The 15718-nt window shown below is 67.1% G+C and carries 14 protein-coding genes; 9 read left to right on the top strand and 5 right to left on the bottom strand.

What is annotated here, in order from left to right:
- The first annotated feature begins 55 nt into the window (after positions 1-55).
- The 4 genes from ISN75_RS18805 to ISN75_RS18790 all read left to right on the top strand — a co-directional run bounded on the left by ISN75_RS18805 (position 56) and on the right by ISN75_RS18790 (position 3844).
- The gene (locus ISN75_RS18805) at positions 56-1024 is read left to right on the top strand and encodes a patatin-like phospholipase family protein (RefSeq protein WP_343817521.1); all 969 of its coding nucleotides are present in this window, start codon (positions 56-58) and stop codon (positions 1022-1024) included.
- A 108-nt stretch (positions 1025-1132) separates the two neighbouring features.
- The gene (gene rocF / locus ISN75_RS18800; protein ID WP_167257132.1) at positions 1133-2047 is read left to right on the top strand and encodes an arginase; all 915 of its coding nucleotides are present in this window, start codon (positions 1133-1135) and stop codon (positions 2045-2047) included.
- Between the two features lie 43 nt (positions 2048-2090).
- Entirely contained in the window at positions 2091-3461 is a 1371-nt protein-coding gene (locus tag ISN75_RS18795) for a tryptophan--tRNA ligase (RefSeq protein WP_343817519.1), read from the top strand.
- 53 nt (positions 3462-3514) lie between these two features.
- On the top strand, positions 3515-3844 hold the full coding sequence (locus ISN75_RS18790; protein ID WP_343817517.1) for a hypothetical protein: 330 nt from the start codon (positions 3515-3517) through the stop codon (positions 3842-3844).
- 431 nt (positions 3845-4275) lie between these two features.
- Here the strand turns inward: ISN75_RS18790 and ISN75_RS18785 are convergent, their stop codons facing one another.
- From ISN75_RS18785 to pdhA, 4 genes are all read right to left on the bottom strand, one after another.
- Positions 4276-4659, bottom strand: a complete 384-nt coding sequence (locus tag ISN75_RS18785; protein ID WP_343817515.1) for a VOC family protein — start codon at positions 4657-4659, stop codon at positions 4276-4278.
- Positions 4660-4771: 112 nt separating this feature from the next.
- Complete coding sequence (locus tag ISN75_RS18780; RefSeq protein WP_167257128.1) at positions 4772-6157, bottom strand: dihydrolipoamide acetyltransferase family protein; 1386 nt, start codon at positions 6155-6157, stop codon at positions 4772-4774.
- A gap of 163 nt (positions 6158-6320) precedes the next feature.
- Complete coding sequence (locus ISN75_RS18775; protein ID WP_343817513.1) at positions 6321-7301, bottom strand: alpha-ketoacid dehydrogenase subunit beta; 981 nt, start codon at positions 7299-7301, stop codon at positions 6321-6323.
- Positions 7302-7304: 3 nt separating this feature from the next.
- The gene (gene pdhA / locus ISN75_RS18770; protein ID WP_167257126.1) at positions 7305-8390 is read right to left on the bottom strand and encodes a pyruvate dehydrogenase (acetyl-transferring) E1 component subunit alpha; all 1086 of its coding nucleotides are present in this window, start codon (positions 8388-8390) and stop codon (positions 7305-7307) included.
- Positions 8391-8611: 221 nt separating this feature from the next.
- Here pdhA and ISN75_RS18765 point away from each other — a divergent pair, with 221 nt between their 5' ends.
- Positions 8612-9460: a tryptophan 2,3-dioxygenase gene (locus tag ISN75_RS18765; RefSeq protein ID WP_168647749.1), complete on the top strand. Its 849-nt coding sequence runs from the start codon at positions 8612-8614 to the stop codon at positions 9458-9460.
- Between the two features lie 219 nt (positions 9461-9679).
- A complete protein-coding gene (locus ISN75_RS18760; RefSeq protein ID WP_167257124.1) occupies positions 9680-11200 on the top strand; it encodes a peptide MFS transporter in 1521 nt (506 codons plus the stop codon).
- A 67-nt stretch (positions 11201-11267) separates the two neighbouring features.
- Here ISN75_RS18760 and ISN75_RS18755 read toward each other — a convergent pair whose 3' ends face one another.
- Positions 11268-11795: a MarR family winged helix-turn-helix transcriptional regulator gene (locus ISN75_RS18755; protein ID WP_343817511.1), complete on the bottom strand. Its 528-nt coding sequence runs from the start codon at positions 11793-11795 to the stop codon at positions 11268-11270.
- 137 nt (positions 11796-11932) lie between these two features.
- Here ISN75_RS18755 and hppD point away from each other — a divergent pair, with 137 nt between their 5' ends.
- The 3 genes from hppD (at position 11933) to ISN75_RS18740 (ending at position 15476) form a co-directional block, all read left to right on the top strand.
- Entirely contained in the window at positions 11933-13027 is a 1095-nt protein-coding gene (hppD, locus tag ISN75_RS18750) for a 4-hydroxyphenylpyruvate dioxygenase (RefSeq protein WP_167257122.1), read from the top strand.
- Positions 13028-13090: 63 nt separating this feature from the next.
- Positions 13091-14383, top strand: coding sequence for a homogentisate 1,2-dioxygenase (gene hmgA / locus ISN75_RS18745; protein ID WP_167257121.1), 1293 nt, complete (start codon positions 13091-13093; stop codon positions 14381-14383).
- A gap of 106 nt (positions 14384-14489) precedes the next feature.
- Positions 14490-15476, top strand: a complete 987-nt coding sequence (locus ISN75_RS18740) for a fumarylacetoacetate hydrolase family protein (protein ID WP_343817510.1) — start codon at positions 14490-14492, stop codon at positions 15474-15476.
- Positions 15477-15718 lie beyond the last annotated feature (242 nt).

Below are 15718 nucleotides of genomic sequence, written 5' to 3'. Positions count from 1 at the left end.
CCGGCGCAAGTCGCCGGGAAGATCGCATGATGCAACGCAGCAATGCTCCCGCGCCATGCTCACGCTGAAACTCGCCCTGCAAGGCGGCGGCGCGCACGGTGCGTTCACCTGGGGCGCGCTGACCCGCCTGCTGGAACTGCCCGGCCTGGCGGTGCAAGCGATCAGCGGCACCAGCAGCGGCGCGATGAATGCCGCCGCCTTCGCCCAGGGCTGGGCGCGCCGCGGCGCCGCGGGTGCGCGCGCTTCGCTCGATGCTTTCTGGCTGGGCCTGGCCGGGCGCAACGCGGTGGCGGACTGGTGGCAGGCGCAGTCGCGCCTGTTCGGCGACGCCATGCCGTGGCCGCAGCCACCGGTGTCCGCGGCTGGCGGCGGCATCAATCCGCTGCGCTCGATGGTGGAGGAATTCTTCGACCAGGACGTGCTGCGCCACGGTCCGGTGGCGCTGTATATCGCCGCCACGCGCATGCGCGATGGCGCGCTCGAAGTGTTTTCCGGCGCGCGCCTCAGCCACGATGCGCTGCTCGCCTCGGCCAGCCTGCCGCCGTGGTTTCCGCCCACCGAGATCGACGGCGAGGCGTACTGGGACGGCGGTTTCGCCGGCAATCCCGCGCTGGAGCCGCTGCTCGGCATCGGCGGCGACGACCTGCTGTGCGTGCTGCTGCAGCCGCAGCTGCGCCAGGCCATGCCGCGCAATCCGCGCGAGGCGCTGATGCTGTCGGCGGAGCTTTCCTTCGGCGCCGCGTTCGCGCGCGAGCTGCGCGATCTGGCGGTGGCGCGCGCGCAGGCCGCGCGCCACCTGTGGCCGAATGCCGCGGAGCGCAAGCTGCGCGAGCTGCGCCTGCACGTGATCGCGCCGGACGAAGGCCTGGCCGCGCTCGGCCATTCCGCGGCCGACACGCGCACCGCCCAGCTGCGCGCCCTGCACGACCTGGGTCGCGACACCGCCGGGCGCTGGCTGGCGCGCCATGCGGCGGACCTGGGACGGCGCGGCAGTTTCAGCCTGGACCTCGGCGCCGGCGCCTGAAGCGGTTTTTGCCCCGGGGTGCCCGCACAGGCGTTCTTGTAGACTTGGGCGATGCCGCCGCCAGCGCGCGGGCGTGCATCCCTTAAGACTTTGAACGACCGAGGAAGCATGGGTAATCAGGCTGTATCGCTGATCGGTGCGCCCACCGATATCGGAGCGGGGCATCGCGGTGCCTCGATGGGCCCCGAGGCCCTGCGCGTGGCCAATCTGCAGGCGCGGCTGAGAGCGCGCGGCATCGACGTGGTCGACCGCGGCAATCTGCAGGGGCCGCTGAATCCGTGGGAACCGCCGCGCGATGGCTATCGCCATCTGTCCGCCGTGGTGGAGTGGAACCGCGCGGTGTACGAGTCGATCTATGCGGAACTGGGCCTGGGCCGCCTGCCCGTGATGCTCGGCGGCGACCACTGCCTGGCGATCGGTTCGATCACCGCCGTGGCCCGCCACTGCCGCGAGCAGAACAAGAAGCTGCGCGTGCTGTGGCTGGATGCGCATGCCGATTTCAATACCGCCCAGATCACGCCTTCCGGCAATATCCACGGCATGCCGGTGGCCTGCCTGTGCGGCATGGGTCCGGACGAGCTCACCGGCCTCGGCGGCAGCAAGCCGGCGACCACGCCGGACGTGTTCCGCCAGATCGGCATCCGCTCGGTCGACGAGGGCGAGAAGCGCCTGGTGCGCGAGGCGCACGTGAGCATCTTCGACATGCGCCAGATCGACGAATCCGGCATGAAGCGCGTGATGGAAGAAGCGCTGGAAGGCGTCGACGCCGACACCCATCTGCACGTGAGCTTCGACGTGGACTTCCTCGACCCGGCCATCGCGCCGGGCGTGGGCACCACCGTGCGCGGCGGCCCGAACTACCGCGAAGCGCAGCTGTGCATGGAGATGATCGCCGACACCGGCCGCCTCGCCTCGCTGGACATCGTGGAATTGAACCCGGCCTTCGACAAGCGCAACCAGACCGCCAAGCTGGCGGTGGACCTGGTCGAATCGCTGTTCGGCAAATCCACGCTGATCCGCTGAGCCCGATTCCGCCGAGCCCGATAACGACAAGAAGAAGATATACATGCGAACCCGTGTACTGACCGGCATCACCACCACCGGCACGCCGCACCTGGGCAACTACGTCGGCGCGATCCGCCCCGCCGTGGCCGCCAGCCTCCGTCCGGAAGTGGATGCGTTCTATTTCATGGCCGACTACCACGCGCTGATCAAGAGCGACGACCCGGCGCGCATCGAGCGCTCGCGCCTGGAGATCGCCGCCACGTGGCTGGCCGCAGGGCTCGATCCGGATCGCGTCACCTTCTACCGCCAGTCGGACATCCCGGAGATTCCGGAACTCACCTGGTTCCTCACCTGCGTCACCGCCAAGGGCCTGCTCAACCGCGCGCATGCGTACAAGGCGGCGGTGGACAAGAACACCGACGCGGGCGAGGACGCCGATGCGGGCGTCACCGCCGGCCTGTACATGTATCCGGTGCTGATGGCGGCGGACATCCTCGCCTTCAACGCGCACAAGGTGCCGGTGGGGCGCGACCAGATCCAGCACATCGAGATGGCGCGCGATATCGCGCAGCGCTTCAACCATATCTACGCCGGCGATTATTTCGTGCTGCCGGAAGTGGTGATCGAGGAACAGGTGGCCACGCTGCCCGGGCTCGACGGCCGCAAGATGTCCAAGAGCTACGACAACACCATTCCGCTGTTCGCCGGCGGCCGGAAGCATCTGCGCGACAGCATCATGCGCATCGTCACCGACTCGCGTCTGCCGGGCGAGCCGAAGGACCCGGACAGCTCCTCGCTGTTCACCATCTTCCGCGCCTTCGCCACCGAGGCCGAAGCCGGCGCCTTTCATCAGGCGCTGCTCGACGGCATCGGCTGGGGCGAGGCCAAGCAGGTGCTGTTCGAACGCATCGAGGCGGACGTGGCGCCGATGCGCGAGCGCTACGACGAGCTGATGTCGAAGCCCGAGCGCATCGAAGCGATTCTGCGCGAGGGTGCGCTGAAGGCACGCGCCATTGCGGGGCCGAAGATCGCGGAACTGCGCGATGCGATCGGCCTGCGTTCGGGCATCGCGGTGGCGGCGGCTCCCGCGCCGGCGGCCGGCAAGGCCGAAGGCCGGGCGGGCAAATTGCCGCGCTTCGCCAGTTTCCGCGAGGCCGATGGTAGCTTCCGTTTCCGCCTGTTCTCCGCCGAGGGCGAGGAGCTGCTGCTGTCGAAGTCGTTCGCCGATCCGAAGGCGGCGGGTGCCTGCCAGAAGAAGCTGAAGGGTCCTGGCGCTACCGCGGCCGTGCTGCAGGTGCAGCCGCGTGCGCTGCATCTGGAACTGGATGGCGAGTTTGTCGGCAGCACGCCGGAGTATGGCGATGAGGCGGCCCGCGATGGGGCGCTGGAGCGGTTGCGCGAGGCGCTGGATCAGCTGTCCGTGCAGGAGTGAGCGCGTGGTGGGTCACGCGGGGCGATGAAACGATTCCTGGGGTGATCTGACTGATGCGTTATCTCGCGATTTTGTTGCTGGCGCCTTGGTTGTTGATTTTGGGGTGGGCTTATTGGGCCTACCCGAAGAGTCTGCCGCGCACTAAGGCGCGGCGGGCGTTCGATCTTCTGGCGGTGATCGCTGCCGCGGTGGCGGCTGGGTGGTCGGCGGTTGCCGGGTTTGAGGCGGCGGTGGTGCCCTCGGTTGGGCAGTTTGGGCCGCCTAGCGGGGCGATTTGGCAGCAGGTGTTGCCGGCGTTGTATGGGTATGGTGCCTGTGTCGCTGTGCTGGTCGTGGCGCTGTTGTTGCGTGCGCTGATTTGGGGACGCGGGCGCGTCGACTGATTTTTGCTCGTCATCCCGGCGTAGGCCGGGATCCAGTAACGGTATCGTTTGATTTTCGCGTGGCGGCGAATGGGCCGCTTATGCAGCGGGCATTTCGGACGCCTGCCGGCGCCCGAGTCACTTTCTCTTTGCTGGCCCAAAGAGAAAGTAACCAAAGAGAGAATGGCCTAAGAGCCACGGCTCGCGACGCGACTAGAAGGAGCAGTGGGCGTCTGCGGTAACCTGATTAACCTGGGTCTACACGAAACCACAGTGCGTTTACGTGGCGGGTGCTTCAACGTGCCGTGGCCGAGAGGATGTTCAAGGAACGAGGCCAGCTTTTGCTCTTCGTTCCTGCCTGCCTCACGACTTCACCCCTCTCCCCTCCGGGGAGAGGGCAGGGTGAGGGGCCGGGCGGAGCGAGAAGTTGAAGCTGAGGACAGCGGTCCAGCTCACTCCCACTTGTTCAAATGCGGCCCGAATTGCTCCCGCTGCTTCTTCACCACGCAGAAGCGGTGGCCGCTCGGTGCCTGCATCACCCACCAGCGGCCGCGCACGCATTCCAGACGCTTGGCGCCGAGCTGTTCCAGGCGCGTGGCTTCGGCTTCGATGTCGTCCGTTTCGATATCCAGGTGCACGCGGCTCTCATGTTCCACGCGCTGCAGCAGGATGATCGGTTCGTCGGCCAGGGTGGCCAGTTCGGCGTATTGGCCGTCGCCTTCCGAATCGTAGGTGACGATGGGCTTGCCCAGGGCCTTGCTCCAGAAATCGGTGGCTTGCTTGAGGTCGACGGACTGGCAGTCGATGACGAGGGTGCTGAGGCGGCTGTGGTGCATGGCGTGGTCTCCGCATGAGGCTCGCCGCACTATAGGCGCGGCGATGTGGAGCTTCCCTCAAGCAAAAAGAAAGGCGCCTCGCGGCGCCTTTCTTTCCATCCATCGCAAAGCCTCAGTTCGGCAGCGACAGATCGTCCAGCAGCGCCTTGAGGAAGCGTGCGGCTTCGCCGCCGGTGGCGGCGCGGTGGTCGAAGGTGAGGCTGATCGGCATGCGGCGGTGCACTTCGATGCCGCCCATCACGGCCACCACGTCGTGGCACAGCTTGCCGGCGCCGATGATGGCGACGGTCGGCGGCACCACCACGGGGGTGGCATAGCGGCCGGCGAACATGCCGAAGTTGGACAGGCTGATGGTGTAGCCGCTCAGTTCCGAGGCGGGAATCGAGCGGTCTTCCACCTGCGAGCGCAGGCGCTTGATCGCCGCGCGCACGCCGGCGCCGTCCAGCACGTCGGCATTGCGCAGGGCCGGCACGAACAAGCCGTCGTCGGTGTCCACGGCGATGCCGATATCCACGTGCGGATGCAGGGTGCGGGTGAGGTTCTTGCCGTCGAACCAGGCATTGAGCGCCGGCACCGCCTTGCATGCGGCGACGATGGAGCGGATCAGGCGGGCGGTGATGTCCTGCTTGCCGATCCAGGCGTGCAGGTCGGCGTCGTCCACCAGGGTGGTCGGCACCACGTTGGCGTGGGCCTCGGCCATCACGCGCGCCATATTGCGGCGCACGCCCTTGAGCTGTTCCGGCTGGCCGCTGGCCTGCACGCTCGGCGGCGCGGTGCGCACCGGCTTGCCGGCGAGCGACACGGCCGTGCGCGACGGCGCGGGACCGGGCTCCGGCAGTTCCGGCGCCAGGTGGCGGCCGGCCGAAGCCGGCACGGCGCGCGCCGGCGCGGCGCCCAGCGGGGCGGAGCCATTGGCCGCGGCGGTCTTCACGTCCTGCAGGGTGACCACGCCGTCGGCGCCGGTGGCGCGCACGCGGGTGAGGTCGACCTTGAGCTTCTTGGCCAGTGCGCGCACCGCCGGCACGGCCTTCACGCCGCCGGCGCTGCTGACCTGCTCCACGTGCACGGTGTTGCCGCTGACCATGGCGCCGACCACGGTGCCTTCGTCCTCGCGCTCGCCCTTGGCTTCCACTTCGCCGCCTTCGTCGGAGGCGACCACCTTGGCAGCGTTGTCCGGCGCGGGGCTGCCCACGCTCTTCTTCGGGCCGTGGTGGTGGCCGGTGGCTTCGGCCTCGGCGCGCTGCTTGGCGTTCGGATCGGGTTCGAAGTCGGCCAGCGCGGCGCCGGTCTCGATGATGTCGCCCGGCGCGCCATACAGCTTCTTCACCGTGCCGGTGTAGGGCGAGGGCACGTCGACCACCGCCTTGGCGGTTTCCATCGAGCACAGCGGTGCGTCGAGCTTGATGTAGTCGCCTTCCTTCACGTGCCACTCGACGATGGTGGCGTCGGGCAGGCCTTCGCCGAGGTCGGGCAGGTGGAATGTCTTGATGTCGGCCATGAGTCGGTTCCGGTAATCAGGCTTGTTTTCTGCTCGTCATCCCGGCGCAGGCCGGGATCCAGTAGCGATGATGCGTGGTTGTCGCGAAAGGCTTTGCGTGCTTCGCACCACGTATTTCACTGGATTCCGGCCTTCGCCGGAATGACGTTCCGTAGGTGATTCTTCAGCTCGCGGCCAGCGAGCGCTTGGCCGCCTCGACCACGCGCTCGGTGCTGGGCATGTACTTCATTTCCAGGCGGAACAGCGGAATGTGCGTGTCGTAGCCGGTGACGCGCTCGACCGGCGCCAGCAGCTCGTACAGGCATTCCTCGGCCACGCGCGCGGCGATCTCGGCGCCGAAGCCGGCGGTCTTGGGGGCTTCGTGCACGATCACGCAGCGGCCGGTCTTCTGCACCGATTCGGCGATGGTGTCGAAATCCAGCGGGGTGAGCGTGGCCACGTCGATCACTTCGGCGCTGATGCCTTCGGCGGCCAGTTCGTCGGCGGCTTCGAGAGCCTCCTTCACCTGCGCGCCCCACGTGACGATGGTAACGTCGGTGCCGTCGCGCAGCACGAAGCACACGTCCAGCGGCAGCGCCTCGCCGTCGTCCGGCACTTCTTCCTTGTACTGGCGGTAGATGCGCTTGGGCTCGAAGAACATCACCGGATCCGGATCGCGGATCGCCGCCAGCAGCAGGCCGTAGGCGCGCGCCGGCGAGGAGGGCATCACCACGCGCAGGCCGGGGATATTGGTGAACAGGTGCTCGTTCGCCTCGGAGTGATGCTCCGGCGCGCGGATGCCGCCGCCCCACGGGGCGCGCCACACGGCCGGCACGGTGATGCGGCCGCGGGTGCGGTTGCGCAGGCGCGCGGCGTGGCAGGCGATCTGCTCCATCATCGGATAGATGAAGCCTTCGAACTGCGCCTCGGCCACCGGCTTCATGCCCTGCGCGGCCATGCCGACGGTGACGCCGGCGATGGTGGTTTCGTCCAGCGGGGTGTCCAGCACGCGCAGCTCGCCGAACTTCTCCTGCAGGCCCTGGGTGGCGCGGAACACGCCGCCGTTGACGCCGACGTCCTCGCCCAGCACTACGACGCTCGGGTCGTGGGCCATTTCGTAGGCGAGCGCCTGGGTGACGGCTTCGATAAGAGTGATCTGTGCCATGGCTTAGTGGGCCTTCTTGTCGAGCGAAAGGGCGAGGTCGCGCTGCTTGGCGAGGTCCGCCGGTACTTCGGCGAAGGTGTAGTCGAACATCGCGGTAACGGGCTGGGTCTTGGTCTCGAGGTAGGCGTTGACCTCGTTGTCCATCCACTCGTCGCACTCGGCCTTCCAGGCTTCTTCCTTGGCGTCGTCCCATACCTTCCTGGCCACCAGCCACGCGCGCAGGCGCTTCATCGGCTCCTTGGCCCAGGCGTCCTTCACTTCCTGCTCGCCGCGGTAGCGGCGGGCGTCGTCGGCGGTGGTGTGGTCCGACAGGCGGTAGGTGACCAGTTCCAGCACGCTGCCGCCCTCGCCGTTGCGGGCGCGGTCGAGCGCGTCTTCCATGGCCTTGCGCACGGCGATGATGTCGTTGCCGTCCACCTGGATCGAGAACAGGCCCGCGGCGATGCCCTTCTGCGCCAGCGTGGGCGCGCCGGACTGGATCTTGCGCGGCACCGAGATGGCCCACTGGTTGTTCACGATCACCGCCACCATCGGCAGGTTCTGCGCGCCGGCGATGTTGATGGCGCCGTAGAAGTCGCCCTTGGACGAGCCGCCGTCGCCGATGGTGCACACGGCCACGCGCTTCTCGTTGCGGATCTTGAAGGCCAGCGCGGAACCGGCCGCATGCAGGCACTGCGTGGCGATCGGCACCGACCAGGCGAAGTCGTGGCGCGCCGGTTCCTTCTGGTAGTCGTTGCCGCGCTCGTCGCCGCCCCAGTACATGTACACCTCGCGCGGCTGCACGCCGCGGTACAGCTGCGCGCCGTATTCGCGGTAGCTGGGGGCGAACACGTCCTCGGGCTTCATCGCGCTGCCGATGCCCACGTGCGCGGCCTCGTGGCCCAGGCAGCTGGCATAGGTGCCGAGCTTGCCGGTGCGCTGCAGCGCCACCGACTTGGCGTCGAACACGCGGGTGGACAGCATCAGCTTGTACAGCTCGACCATGTGGTCGAGGTCCTTGGCGAAGGCGGGCAGGTCGTCACGGACCTGGTTGCCCTCGGCATCGAGATACTGCAGGTATTCGATTTCGAACTTGGCGGCGATGGACACGACTCGCTCCGGGAGTGAGTAAAGACGAAAACGGGTGAGGGAGTTGCGAGCCGGCGGCGACCCATCCAGTGGGGTCAAGCGCGCCTGTAGGGCCCTGACAAGACGGCAATTGAAGCAGGCGGGCATGTTGCGCCGCAAGGCACGGTGCAGCATGTAGCGAGGGTTGGGGGGCTTGCGTTAAACCCAGGTAACATGCGTGCTTTACCTGTGATCGGAACGTCATGACCGACAATCGGCGCGACCTGGAAGCCGGGATCGAGACCGACCTGCAGGGCCGGCTCACCTACGGCGGCTACCTGCGGCTGGACGCGCTGCTGTCCGCCCAGCAGCCCCTGAGCCAGCCGCCGCATCACGACGAGATGCTCTTCATCGTGCAGCACCAGGTGGCGGAGCTGTGGATGAAGCTGATCATTCACGAGTTGAAGTCGGCCATCGATCATCTGCACAAGGACGACATCGATCCGTGCCTGAAGATCCTGGCGCGGGTCAAGCAGGTGCAGCGCCAGCTGTACGAACAGTGGGGCGTGCTGGAGACGCTCACCCCGTCGGAATACCTGGAATTCCGCGACATCCTGGGTTCTTCCTCGGGGTTCCAGTCGCTGCAGTACCGGCAGATCGAATTCCTGCTCGGCAACAAGAACGCGCAGATGCTGGCGGTGTTCGCCTACGACCCGGCCGCGCAGGCCGCGCTGCGCGAGGTGCTGGAAGCGCCCAGCCTGTACGACGAATTCCTGGCCTATCTCGCACGCCGCGGCCATGCCGTGCCGGCCGAGCTGCTGGCGCGCGACCTTACCCAGCCGCACCAGCGCAACGACGGCCTGCTGCCGGTGTTCAAGCGCATCTACGAAAACCGCGCGGAATTCTGGCCCGAGTACCACATGTGCGAGCAGCTGGTGGACGTGGAAGGGCAGTTCCAGCAGTGGCGCTTCCGCCATATGAAGACGGTGGAGCGGATCATCGGCCACCGGCGCGGCACCGGCGGTTCGTCGGGCGTGGCCTTCCTCAAGAAAGCGCTGGAACTGGAGTTTTTCCCCGAATTGCTGGACGTGCGGACGGTGCTGGGCACCTGAGCCGAGGCGGCGTGGTCTGAAAAAGCGGCAAAGCCGCTTTTTTTGCGATCCGCACTTTCGGATCATGGCTTGCCGGGCTTTCCGCAAGATGTTGCGCCGCATTTGACGGCGCGGCGCCGGGCCGGTTACATGTCGCGGGTTTTGAATTTCCGGTCTGTACGCGATGTGCGGATCAGTACATTTTTTCCAGCTCGACATGCCTGCACAACAGGGGATCGCATGACCGATACCACCACGGCTTCTCATACGTCGGCGGCGCCGACGGTGCCCGACTACCCCCAGACCATGGGTCACCCGCGTCCGCTGTGGATGCTGTTCATGACCGAGTTCTGGGAGCGCTTCGCCTTCTACGGCATGCGCTGGGCGCTCACGCTGTACATCGTGGCGGAGTTCTTCGGCGGCAGCCCCACCGGCCAGGCCTTCGCCAGCCGCACCTACGGCGCCTACCTGGCGCTGGTGTATGCGGCGGCGGTGTTCGGCGGCTACGTGGCGGACAAGGTCATCGGCTACCAGCGCTCGATCCTGGTCGGCGCGGTGGTGATGTCGGCCGGCCTGTTCATGATCATGCTGCCCAACCAGGACATCTTCCTGCTGGGCCTGTCCACGGTCATCGTCGGCAACGGCCTGTTCAAGCCGAACATCTCCTCGATGGTGGGCCAGCTCTACGGCGTGGGCGACCCGCGCCGCGACCGCGGCTTCACCCTGTTCTACATGGGCATCAACGCCGGCGCGCTGGCCTCGCCGCTGCTCACCGGCTGGCTGGCCAGCTACTTCACCGACACCCCGATGCAGCAGAACTACAAGCTGGTGTTCCTGGCCTCGGGCATCGGCATGCTGTTCAGCCTGTTCTGGTTCTGGTTCGGCCGCCGCCAGCTCAAGGGCGTGGGCCGCCCGCTGCCGGACCAGGCCAGCCGCATGCGCGTGGTCTACGTGCTGATCGGCTGCCTGGTGGCGGTGCCGCTGGTCTACCTGGTGATGGCCAAGGCCGGCGCCGTGGTGCTGCAGTGGCTGCTCAGCGCGCTGTTCGTGGGCCTGTGCGTGCTGCTGATGATCGACGGCGTGCGCGAGGGCAAGGTGCAGCGCGACCGCGTGATCGCGATGCTGGTGATCTTCGTGTTCAACGTGCTGTTCTGGATGTTCTACGAACAGGCCGGCAGCTCGTTCAACTTCCTGGCCGAGAACATCGTCGACCGCAAGATGTTCGGCGGCTGGGAGTTCCCGGTGGGCTGGTTCCAGTCCGTCGCGCCGCTGGCCCTGGTGCTGCTGGCGCCGCCGATGTCGATGCTGTGGGGCTGGCTGGACAAGCGCAAGCTGGAACCCTCCATCCCGCGCAAGTTCGGCTTCGGCCTGCTCGGCAATGCGGTGGCCTTCGTGGCGCTGATGTACGCGCTGTCCAGCCTGGTGGACGACAAGGGCCTGATCCCGTTCTGGCCGCTGGTGGTGGTCTACGTGCTGCAGACCGTGGGCGAGCTGTGCCTGTCGCCGATCGGCCTGTCGATGGTGACCAAGCTGGCGCCCAGCCGCCTGGTCGGCCTGGCCATGGGCGGCTGGTTCCTGTCCACCGGCATCGGCAACAACCTGTCGGGCATCTTCGCCGGCCATGTCAGCGGCACCACCGGCATGACGGTGGCCTCGGCGCTGAGCGGCTTCACCTTCAGCTTCTGGCTGCTGGGCATCGCGGCGGCGATCCTGCTGGCGGTGGCGCCGCTGATCAACCGGCTGATGCATGGGGTGAAGTAAGGCGGGGAACGGGGAACAAAAAAAGAGGCGGCGCATGCCGCCTCTTTCTTTTCCGAATTCCAGACCTTCAAGCTGGCGCTGCGCTTTCCCGTTCCCTGTTCCCCGTTCCCTGTTCCCCGCTTCGAGGCGGCACCGGCGGGCCCAGCAGCTTGTCCAGGATGCGCGACAGCCAGGCCTGCTCGTCCGCGTCCAGCTTGGCCAGCAGCTCGCGCTCGCGCGCCCGCGCCATCGGCGCCACCACGTCGTGCACCTCCCAGCCGGCTTCGCTCAGGGCGAGTACGGAGCGGCGCTTGTCGCCCTCGTGGGTGCCGCGGTTGACCCGGCCGGCCTCGACCAGCCGGGCCAGGGCGCGGCTGACCGCCACCTTGTCCATGGCCGTGCGCTCGGCCACCTCGCGGGCGGAAAGCCCTTCGAAGCGAGCCAGCACGGCCATCACCCGCCACTCGGTGACGCTGAGGTCGAAGCGCGCCTGGTAGTCGTCGGCGATGCCCTGGCTGACCGTGTTGGACAGGATCGACAGGCGGTAGGGCAGGAAGCGTTCGAGCTCCAGCGGGGCGTGGTCCGACGGGTGGACGTGTTGTTGATCGGCGGGCACTGCTGCACCACTCCTTGCAAATGGTTTCACATGTAACTATAACGCTCGGGTCATACCGGCGGTCGCATCCTTTTCAGGTGCCGCGACCGGCGGAGCGAACCACCTCGCCCCCAGGCATTCCGACCAGGAGATACCCCATGAGCGCGCAGCCCAATCTTGGCATGCAGGTGACCACTTTCGAGAACCCGATGGGCATCGACGGCTTCGAATTCGTCGAATTCGCCGCCCCGGCCGGCCGCGGCGCCGAGCTGCACGACCTGTTCACCCGCATGGGCTTCACCGCGGTGCTCAAGCACAAGCGCCGCCCGATCACGGTGTACCGCCAGGGCGGGGTGAACTTCCTGGTCAACGAAGACCCCGATTCCTTCGCCGCCGCCTTCGCCGCCCAGCACGGCCCCTGCGCCGCCGGCTTCGCCATCCGCTTCAAGCAGCCGGCCGCCGAGGTCTACGCCAAGGTGCTGGCCAATGGCGGCGAGGCGGTGGGCGAGAAGGAAGCGAGCAAGGCGGTGAACGCCCCGGTGGTGAAGGGCATCGGCGACTGCATGCTGTATCTGGTCGACCGCTACGGCGACAAGGGCGGCATCTACGACGGCGACTACGCGCCGATCCCGGGCGTGGAGCAGAACCCCGCCGGCTTCGGCCTCACCTTCATCGACCACCTCACGCACAACCTCTACTTCGGCAACATGCAGAAGTGGTCCGACTACTACGAGCGCCTGTTCAACTTCCGCGAGATCCGCTACTTCGACATCAAGGGCGCCAAGACCGGCCTGGTGTCCAAGGCGATGACCGCGCCGGACGGCATCGTGCGCATTCCGCTGAATGAGTCGAGCGATCCGAAGTCGCAGATCAACGAATACCTCGATGCGTACCATGGCGAAGGCATCCAGCACATCGCCTGCTTCACCGACAATATCTACGAGACCGTCGAAGCGATGCGCGCCAAGGGCGTGGCCTTCCTCGACACGCCGGACACCTACTTCGACGTGATCGACCTGCGCATTCCCAACCACGGCGAAGACGTGCCGCGCCTGGCCAGGAACAAGATCCTGATCGATGCCGACCCGGAGACCAAGCAGCGCAAGCTGCTGCAGATCTTCACCCAGAACAACATCGGCCCGATCTTCTTCGAGATCATCCAGCGCAAGGGCAACGAGGGCTTCGGCGAAGGCAACTTCCAGGCCCTGTTCGAATCGATCGAGCGCGATCAGATGCGCCGGGGCGTGCTGTAAAAAGTAGCCAATCCCTCCCCCGGCGGGGGAGGGGCATACTCGGACAAGCAACGGGTGCGATCGATGGAAACGAAGGGCTACCAATCCGGCTTCGGCAACGAGTTCGCCACCGAAGCCGTCGCCGGCGTGCTGCCGCATGGGCAGAACTCGCCGCAGCGCGTGGCGCATGGGCTGTATGCCGAGCAGCTGTCCGGCAGTGCGTTCACCGCGCCGCGGCACAGTAACCGGCGCAGCTGGCTGTACCGGATCCGGCCGGCGTCGATGCACCGGCCGTTCGAGCCGCTGGCGCACGAGCGTTTCCATAACCGTTTCGACGAAGCCCCGGCCACGCCCAACCAGCTGCGCTGGGACCCGTGGCCGATGCCGGCGCAGCCTGCCGACTTCGTCGACGGCCTGGTCACCCTGGCCGGCAACGGCGGCGCGGGCGAGCAGGCCGGTTGCGGCATACATATATATGCGGCGAACCGCTCCATGCAGGGGCGCTTCTTCTACGACGCCGACGGCGAGCTGCTGCTGGTGCCCCAGCAGGGGCGCCTGCGCCTGTGCACCGAGCTGGGCGTGCTCGAAGTGGCGCCGCTGGAGATCGCGGTGATCCCGCGCGGCGTGCGCTTCCGCGTGGAGCTGCCGGACGGCGAGGCGCGCGGCTACGTATGCGAGAACTTCGGCGCGCTGCTGCGCCTGCCGGACCTCGGCCCCATCGGCGCCAACTCGATGGCCCTGCCGCGCGACTTCCTCACGCCGCATGCTTCGTACGAGGACGTCGAAGGCGACTTCGAGCTGATCGCGAAATTCCAGGGTTCGCTGTGGTCCGCGAAGATCGACCACTCGCCGCTCGACGTGGTGGCCTGGCATGGCAACTACGCGCCCTACAAGTACGACCTCACCACCTACAACACGGTGGGCTCGATCAGCGTCGACCATCCGGACCCGTCGATCTTCACCGTGCTGACCGCGCCCAGCGACACGCCCGGCACGGCCAATGTCGACTTCGTGATCTTCCCGCCGCGCTGGCTGGTGGCCGAGCACACCTTCCGCCCGCCGTATTTCCACCGCAACGTGGCGAGCGAATTCATGGGCCTGATCCAGGGCGCCTACGACGCCAAGGCGGGCGGCTTCGTGCCGGGCGGCGCCAGCCTGCACAACTGCATGAGCGGCCATGGCCCGGATGCGGCGAGCTTCGAGAAGGCCTCGGCCGCGGACGTGAGCAAGCCCGATCACCTCACCGGCACCATGGCTTTCATGTTCGAGACGCGCAAGGTGATCCGGCCGACCCGGCAGGCGCTGGAAGCGCCGCAGCTGCAAGGCAACTACTACGAGTGCTGGCAGGGCATCCGCAAGCACTTCAAGCCCGGCTGATCCGCGTGCATTGACCCCACGCGCGCGCAGGCGCGCATGGGCAGCCATCCCCACATCGATTAATGTTGAACGCTGCCGCTGAAGGCGCGGCGATCGGAGTGAAGCTATGAAACTGGGCAGTCTCAAGGAAGGCGGGCGCGACGGCACCCTGGTCGTGGTGAGCCGCGACCTGTCGCGCGCGGTCAAGGCCAGCGGCATCGCCGCGACGCTGCAGGCGGCGCTGGACGACTGGTCGAACCTCGCGCCGCGCCTGAACGCGCTGTACGCCGAGCTGCAGGCCGGCACCGCGGCGGGCGCGTTCGCGCTCGACGTCGCCGCGCTGGCCGCGCCGCTGCCGCGGGCCTATGAATTCGTCGACGGCAGCGCCTACCTGCCGCACGTCGAGCGCGTGCGCCGCGCGCGCGGCGCCGAGGTGCCGGAGTCGTTCTACGTCGACCCGCTGATGTACCAGGCCACCAGCGCGGGCTTCCTGGCGCCGCGCGATCCGGTGCTGGTGCCCAGCGAGGACTACGGCATCGACCTCGAAGCCGAAGTCGTGGTGATCACCGACGACGTGCCGATGGCCGCAACGCCCGCGCAGGCCGCGCAGCACATCCAGCTGGTCGGCCTGGTCAACGACGTCTCGCTGCGCGGCCTGATTCCGAACGAACTGGCCAAGGGTTTCGGCTTCCTGCAGTCCAAGCCGCGCTCGGCGCTGTCGCCGGTGTTCGTCACGCCGGACGAACTCGGCGACGCATGGCATGGCGACAAGCTGCATCTGCCGATGCGCACCTGGATCAACGGCGCCTGGTTCGGCGAAGCCGAATGCGGCGTCGACATGCAGTTCGATTTCGCGCAGCTGGTGGCGCATGCGGCGAAGACGCGTCCGCTCACCGCGGGCACCATCGTCGGCTCCGGCACCATCGCCAACGAAGACACCGGCAAGGGCGCTTCGTGTCTGGCCGAGCAGCGCACGGTCGAAACCCTGCGCGACGGCAAGCCGAGCACACCGTTCCTGAAGTACGGCGACGTGATCCGCATCGACGTGACGGATCGCGACAACGTGTCGATCTTCGGTGCGATCGAGCAACTTATTGCGTCGCCATCGCACTGATACGGCGTCGCTCGTTCGACACGAGCTGGACACGGAACCTTCACAGAAGAGCCTGCATTGCAGGCTCTTTTCATGTGCGCTGCATGTTCAGGAAATGTAGAGACATATAACCCGTCCCCTAACGTGGGCTGTACGAGTGCGCACGATCGCGACGCGATTCTCGCCATCGCATCGGAACATTCCTCTACTATCGACCCGGTTTTCGTCCGGCAGAAGTGGTTTGACGAAACAGGGGGATGTCG

Source organism: Dyella marensis (assembly GCF_049532885.1).
In the GTDB taxonomy this organism is placed as follows: domain Bacteria; phylum Pseudomonadota; class Gammaproteobacteria; order Xanthomonadales; family Rhodanobacteraceae; genus Dyella_D; species Dyella_D marensis.
The sequence above is the reverse complement of the archived record's forward strand: the minus strand, read 5'-3'. Positions and strand labels throughout refer to the sequence as shown.

Excerpts from the sequence above, each read along its gene's own strand:
- ISN75_RS18805 (WP_343817521.1), top strand. The coding sequence starts at position 56 with ATGCTCACGCTGAAACTCGCCCTGCAAGGCGGCGGCGCGCACGGTGCG.
- rocF (WP_167257132.1), top strand. The coding sequence starts at position 1,133 with ATGGGTAATCAGGCTGTATCGCTGATCGGTGCGCCCACCGATATCGGA.
- ISN75_RS18795 (WP_343817519.1), top strand. The coding sequence starts at position 2,091 with ATGCGAACCCGTGTACTGACCGGCATCACCACCACCGGCACGCCGCAC.
- ISN75_RS18790 (WP_343817517.1), top strand. The coding sequence starts at position 3,515 with ATGCGTTATCTCGCGATTTTGTTGCTGGCGCCTTGGTTGTTGATTTTG.
- ISN75_RS18785 (WP_343817515.1), bottom strand. The coding sequence starts at position 4,659 with ATGCACCACAGCCGCCTCAGCACCCTCGTCATCGACTGCCAGTCCGTC.
- ISN75_RS18780 (WP_167257128.1), bottom strand. The coding sequence starts at position 6,157 with ATGGCCGACATCAAGACATTCCACCTGCCCGACCTCGGCGAAGGCCTG.
- ISN75_RS18775 (WP_343817513.1), bottom strand. The coding sequence starts at position 7,301 with ATGGCACAGATCACTCTTATCGAAGCCGTCACCCAGGCGCTCGCCTAC.
- ISN75_RS18765 (WP_168647749.1), top strand. The coding sequence starts at position 8,612 with ATGACCGACAATCGGCGCGACCTGGAAGCCGGGATCGAGACCGACCTG.
- ISN75_RS18760 (WP_167257124.1), top strand. The coding sequence starts at position 9,680 with ATGACCGATACCACCACGGCTTCTCATACGTCGGCGGCGCCGACGGTG.
- hppD (WP_167257122.1), top strand. The coding sequence starts at position 11,933 with ATGAGCGCGCAGCCCAATCTTGGCATGCAGGTGACCACTTTCGAGAAC.
- hmgA (WP_167257121.1), top strand. The coding sequence starts at position 13,091 with ATGGAAACGAAGGGCTACCAATCCGGCTTCGGCAACGAGTTCGCCACC.
- ISN75_RS18740 (WP_343817510.1), top strand. The coding sequence starts at position 14,490 with ATGAAACTGGGCAGTCTCAAGGAAGGCGGGCGCGACGGCACCCTGGTC.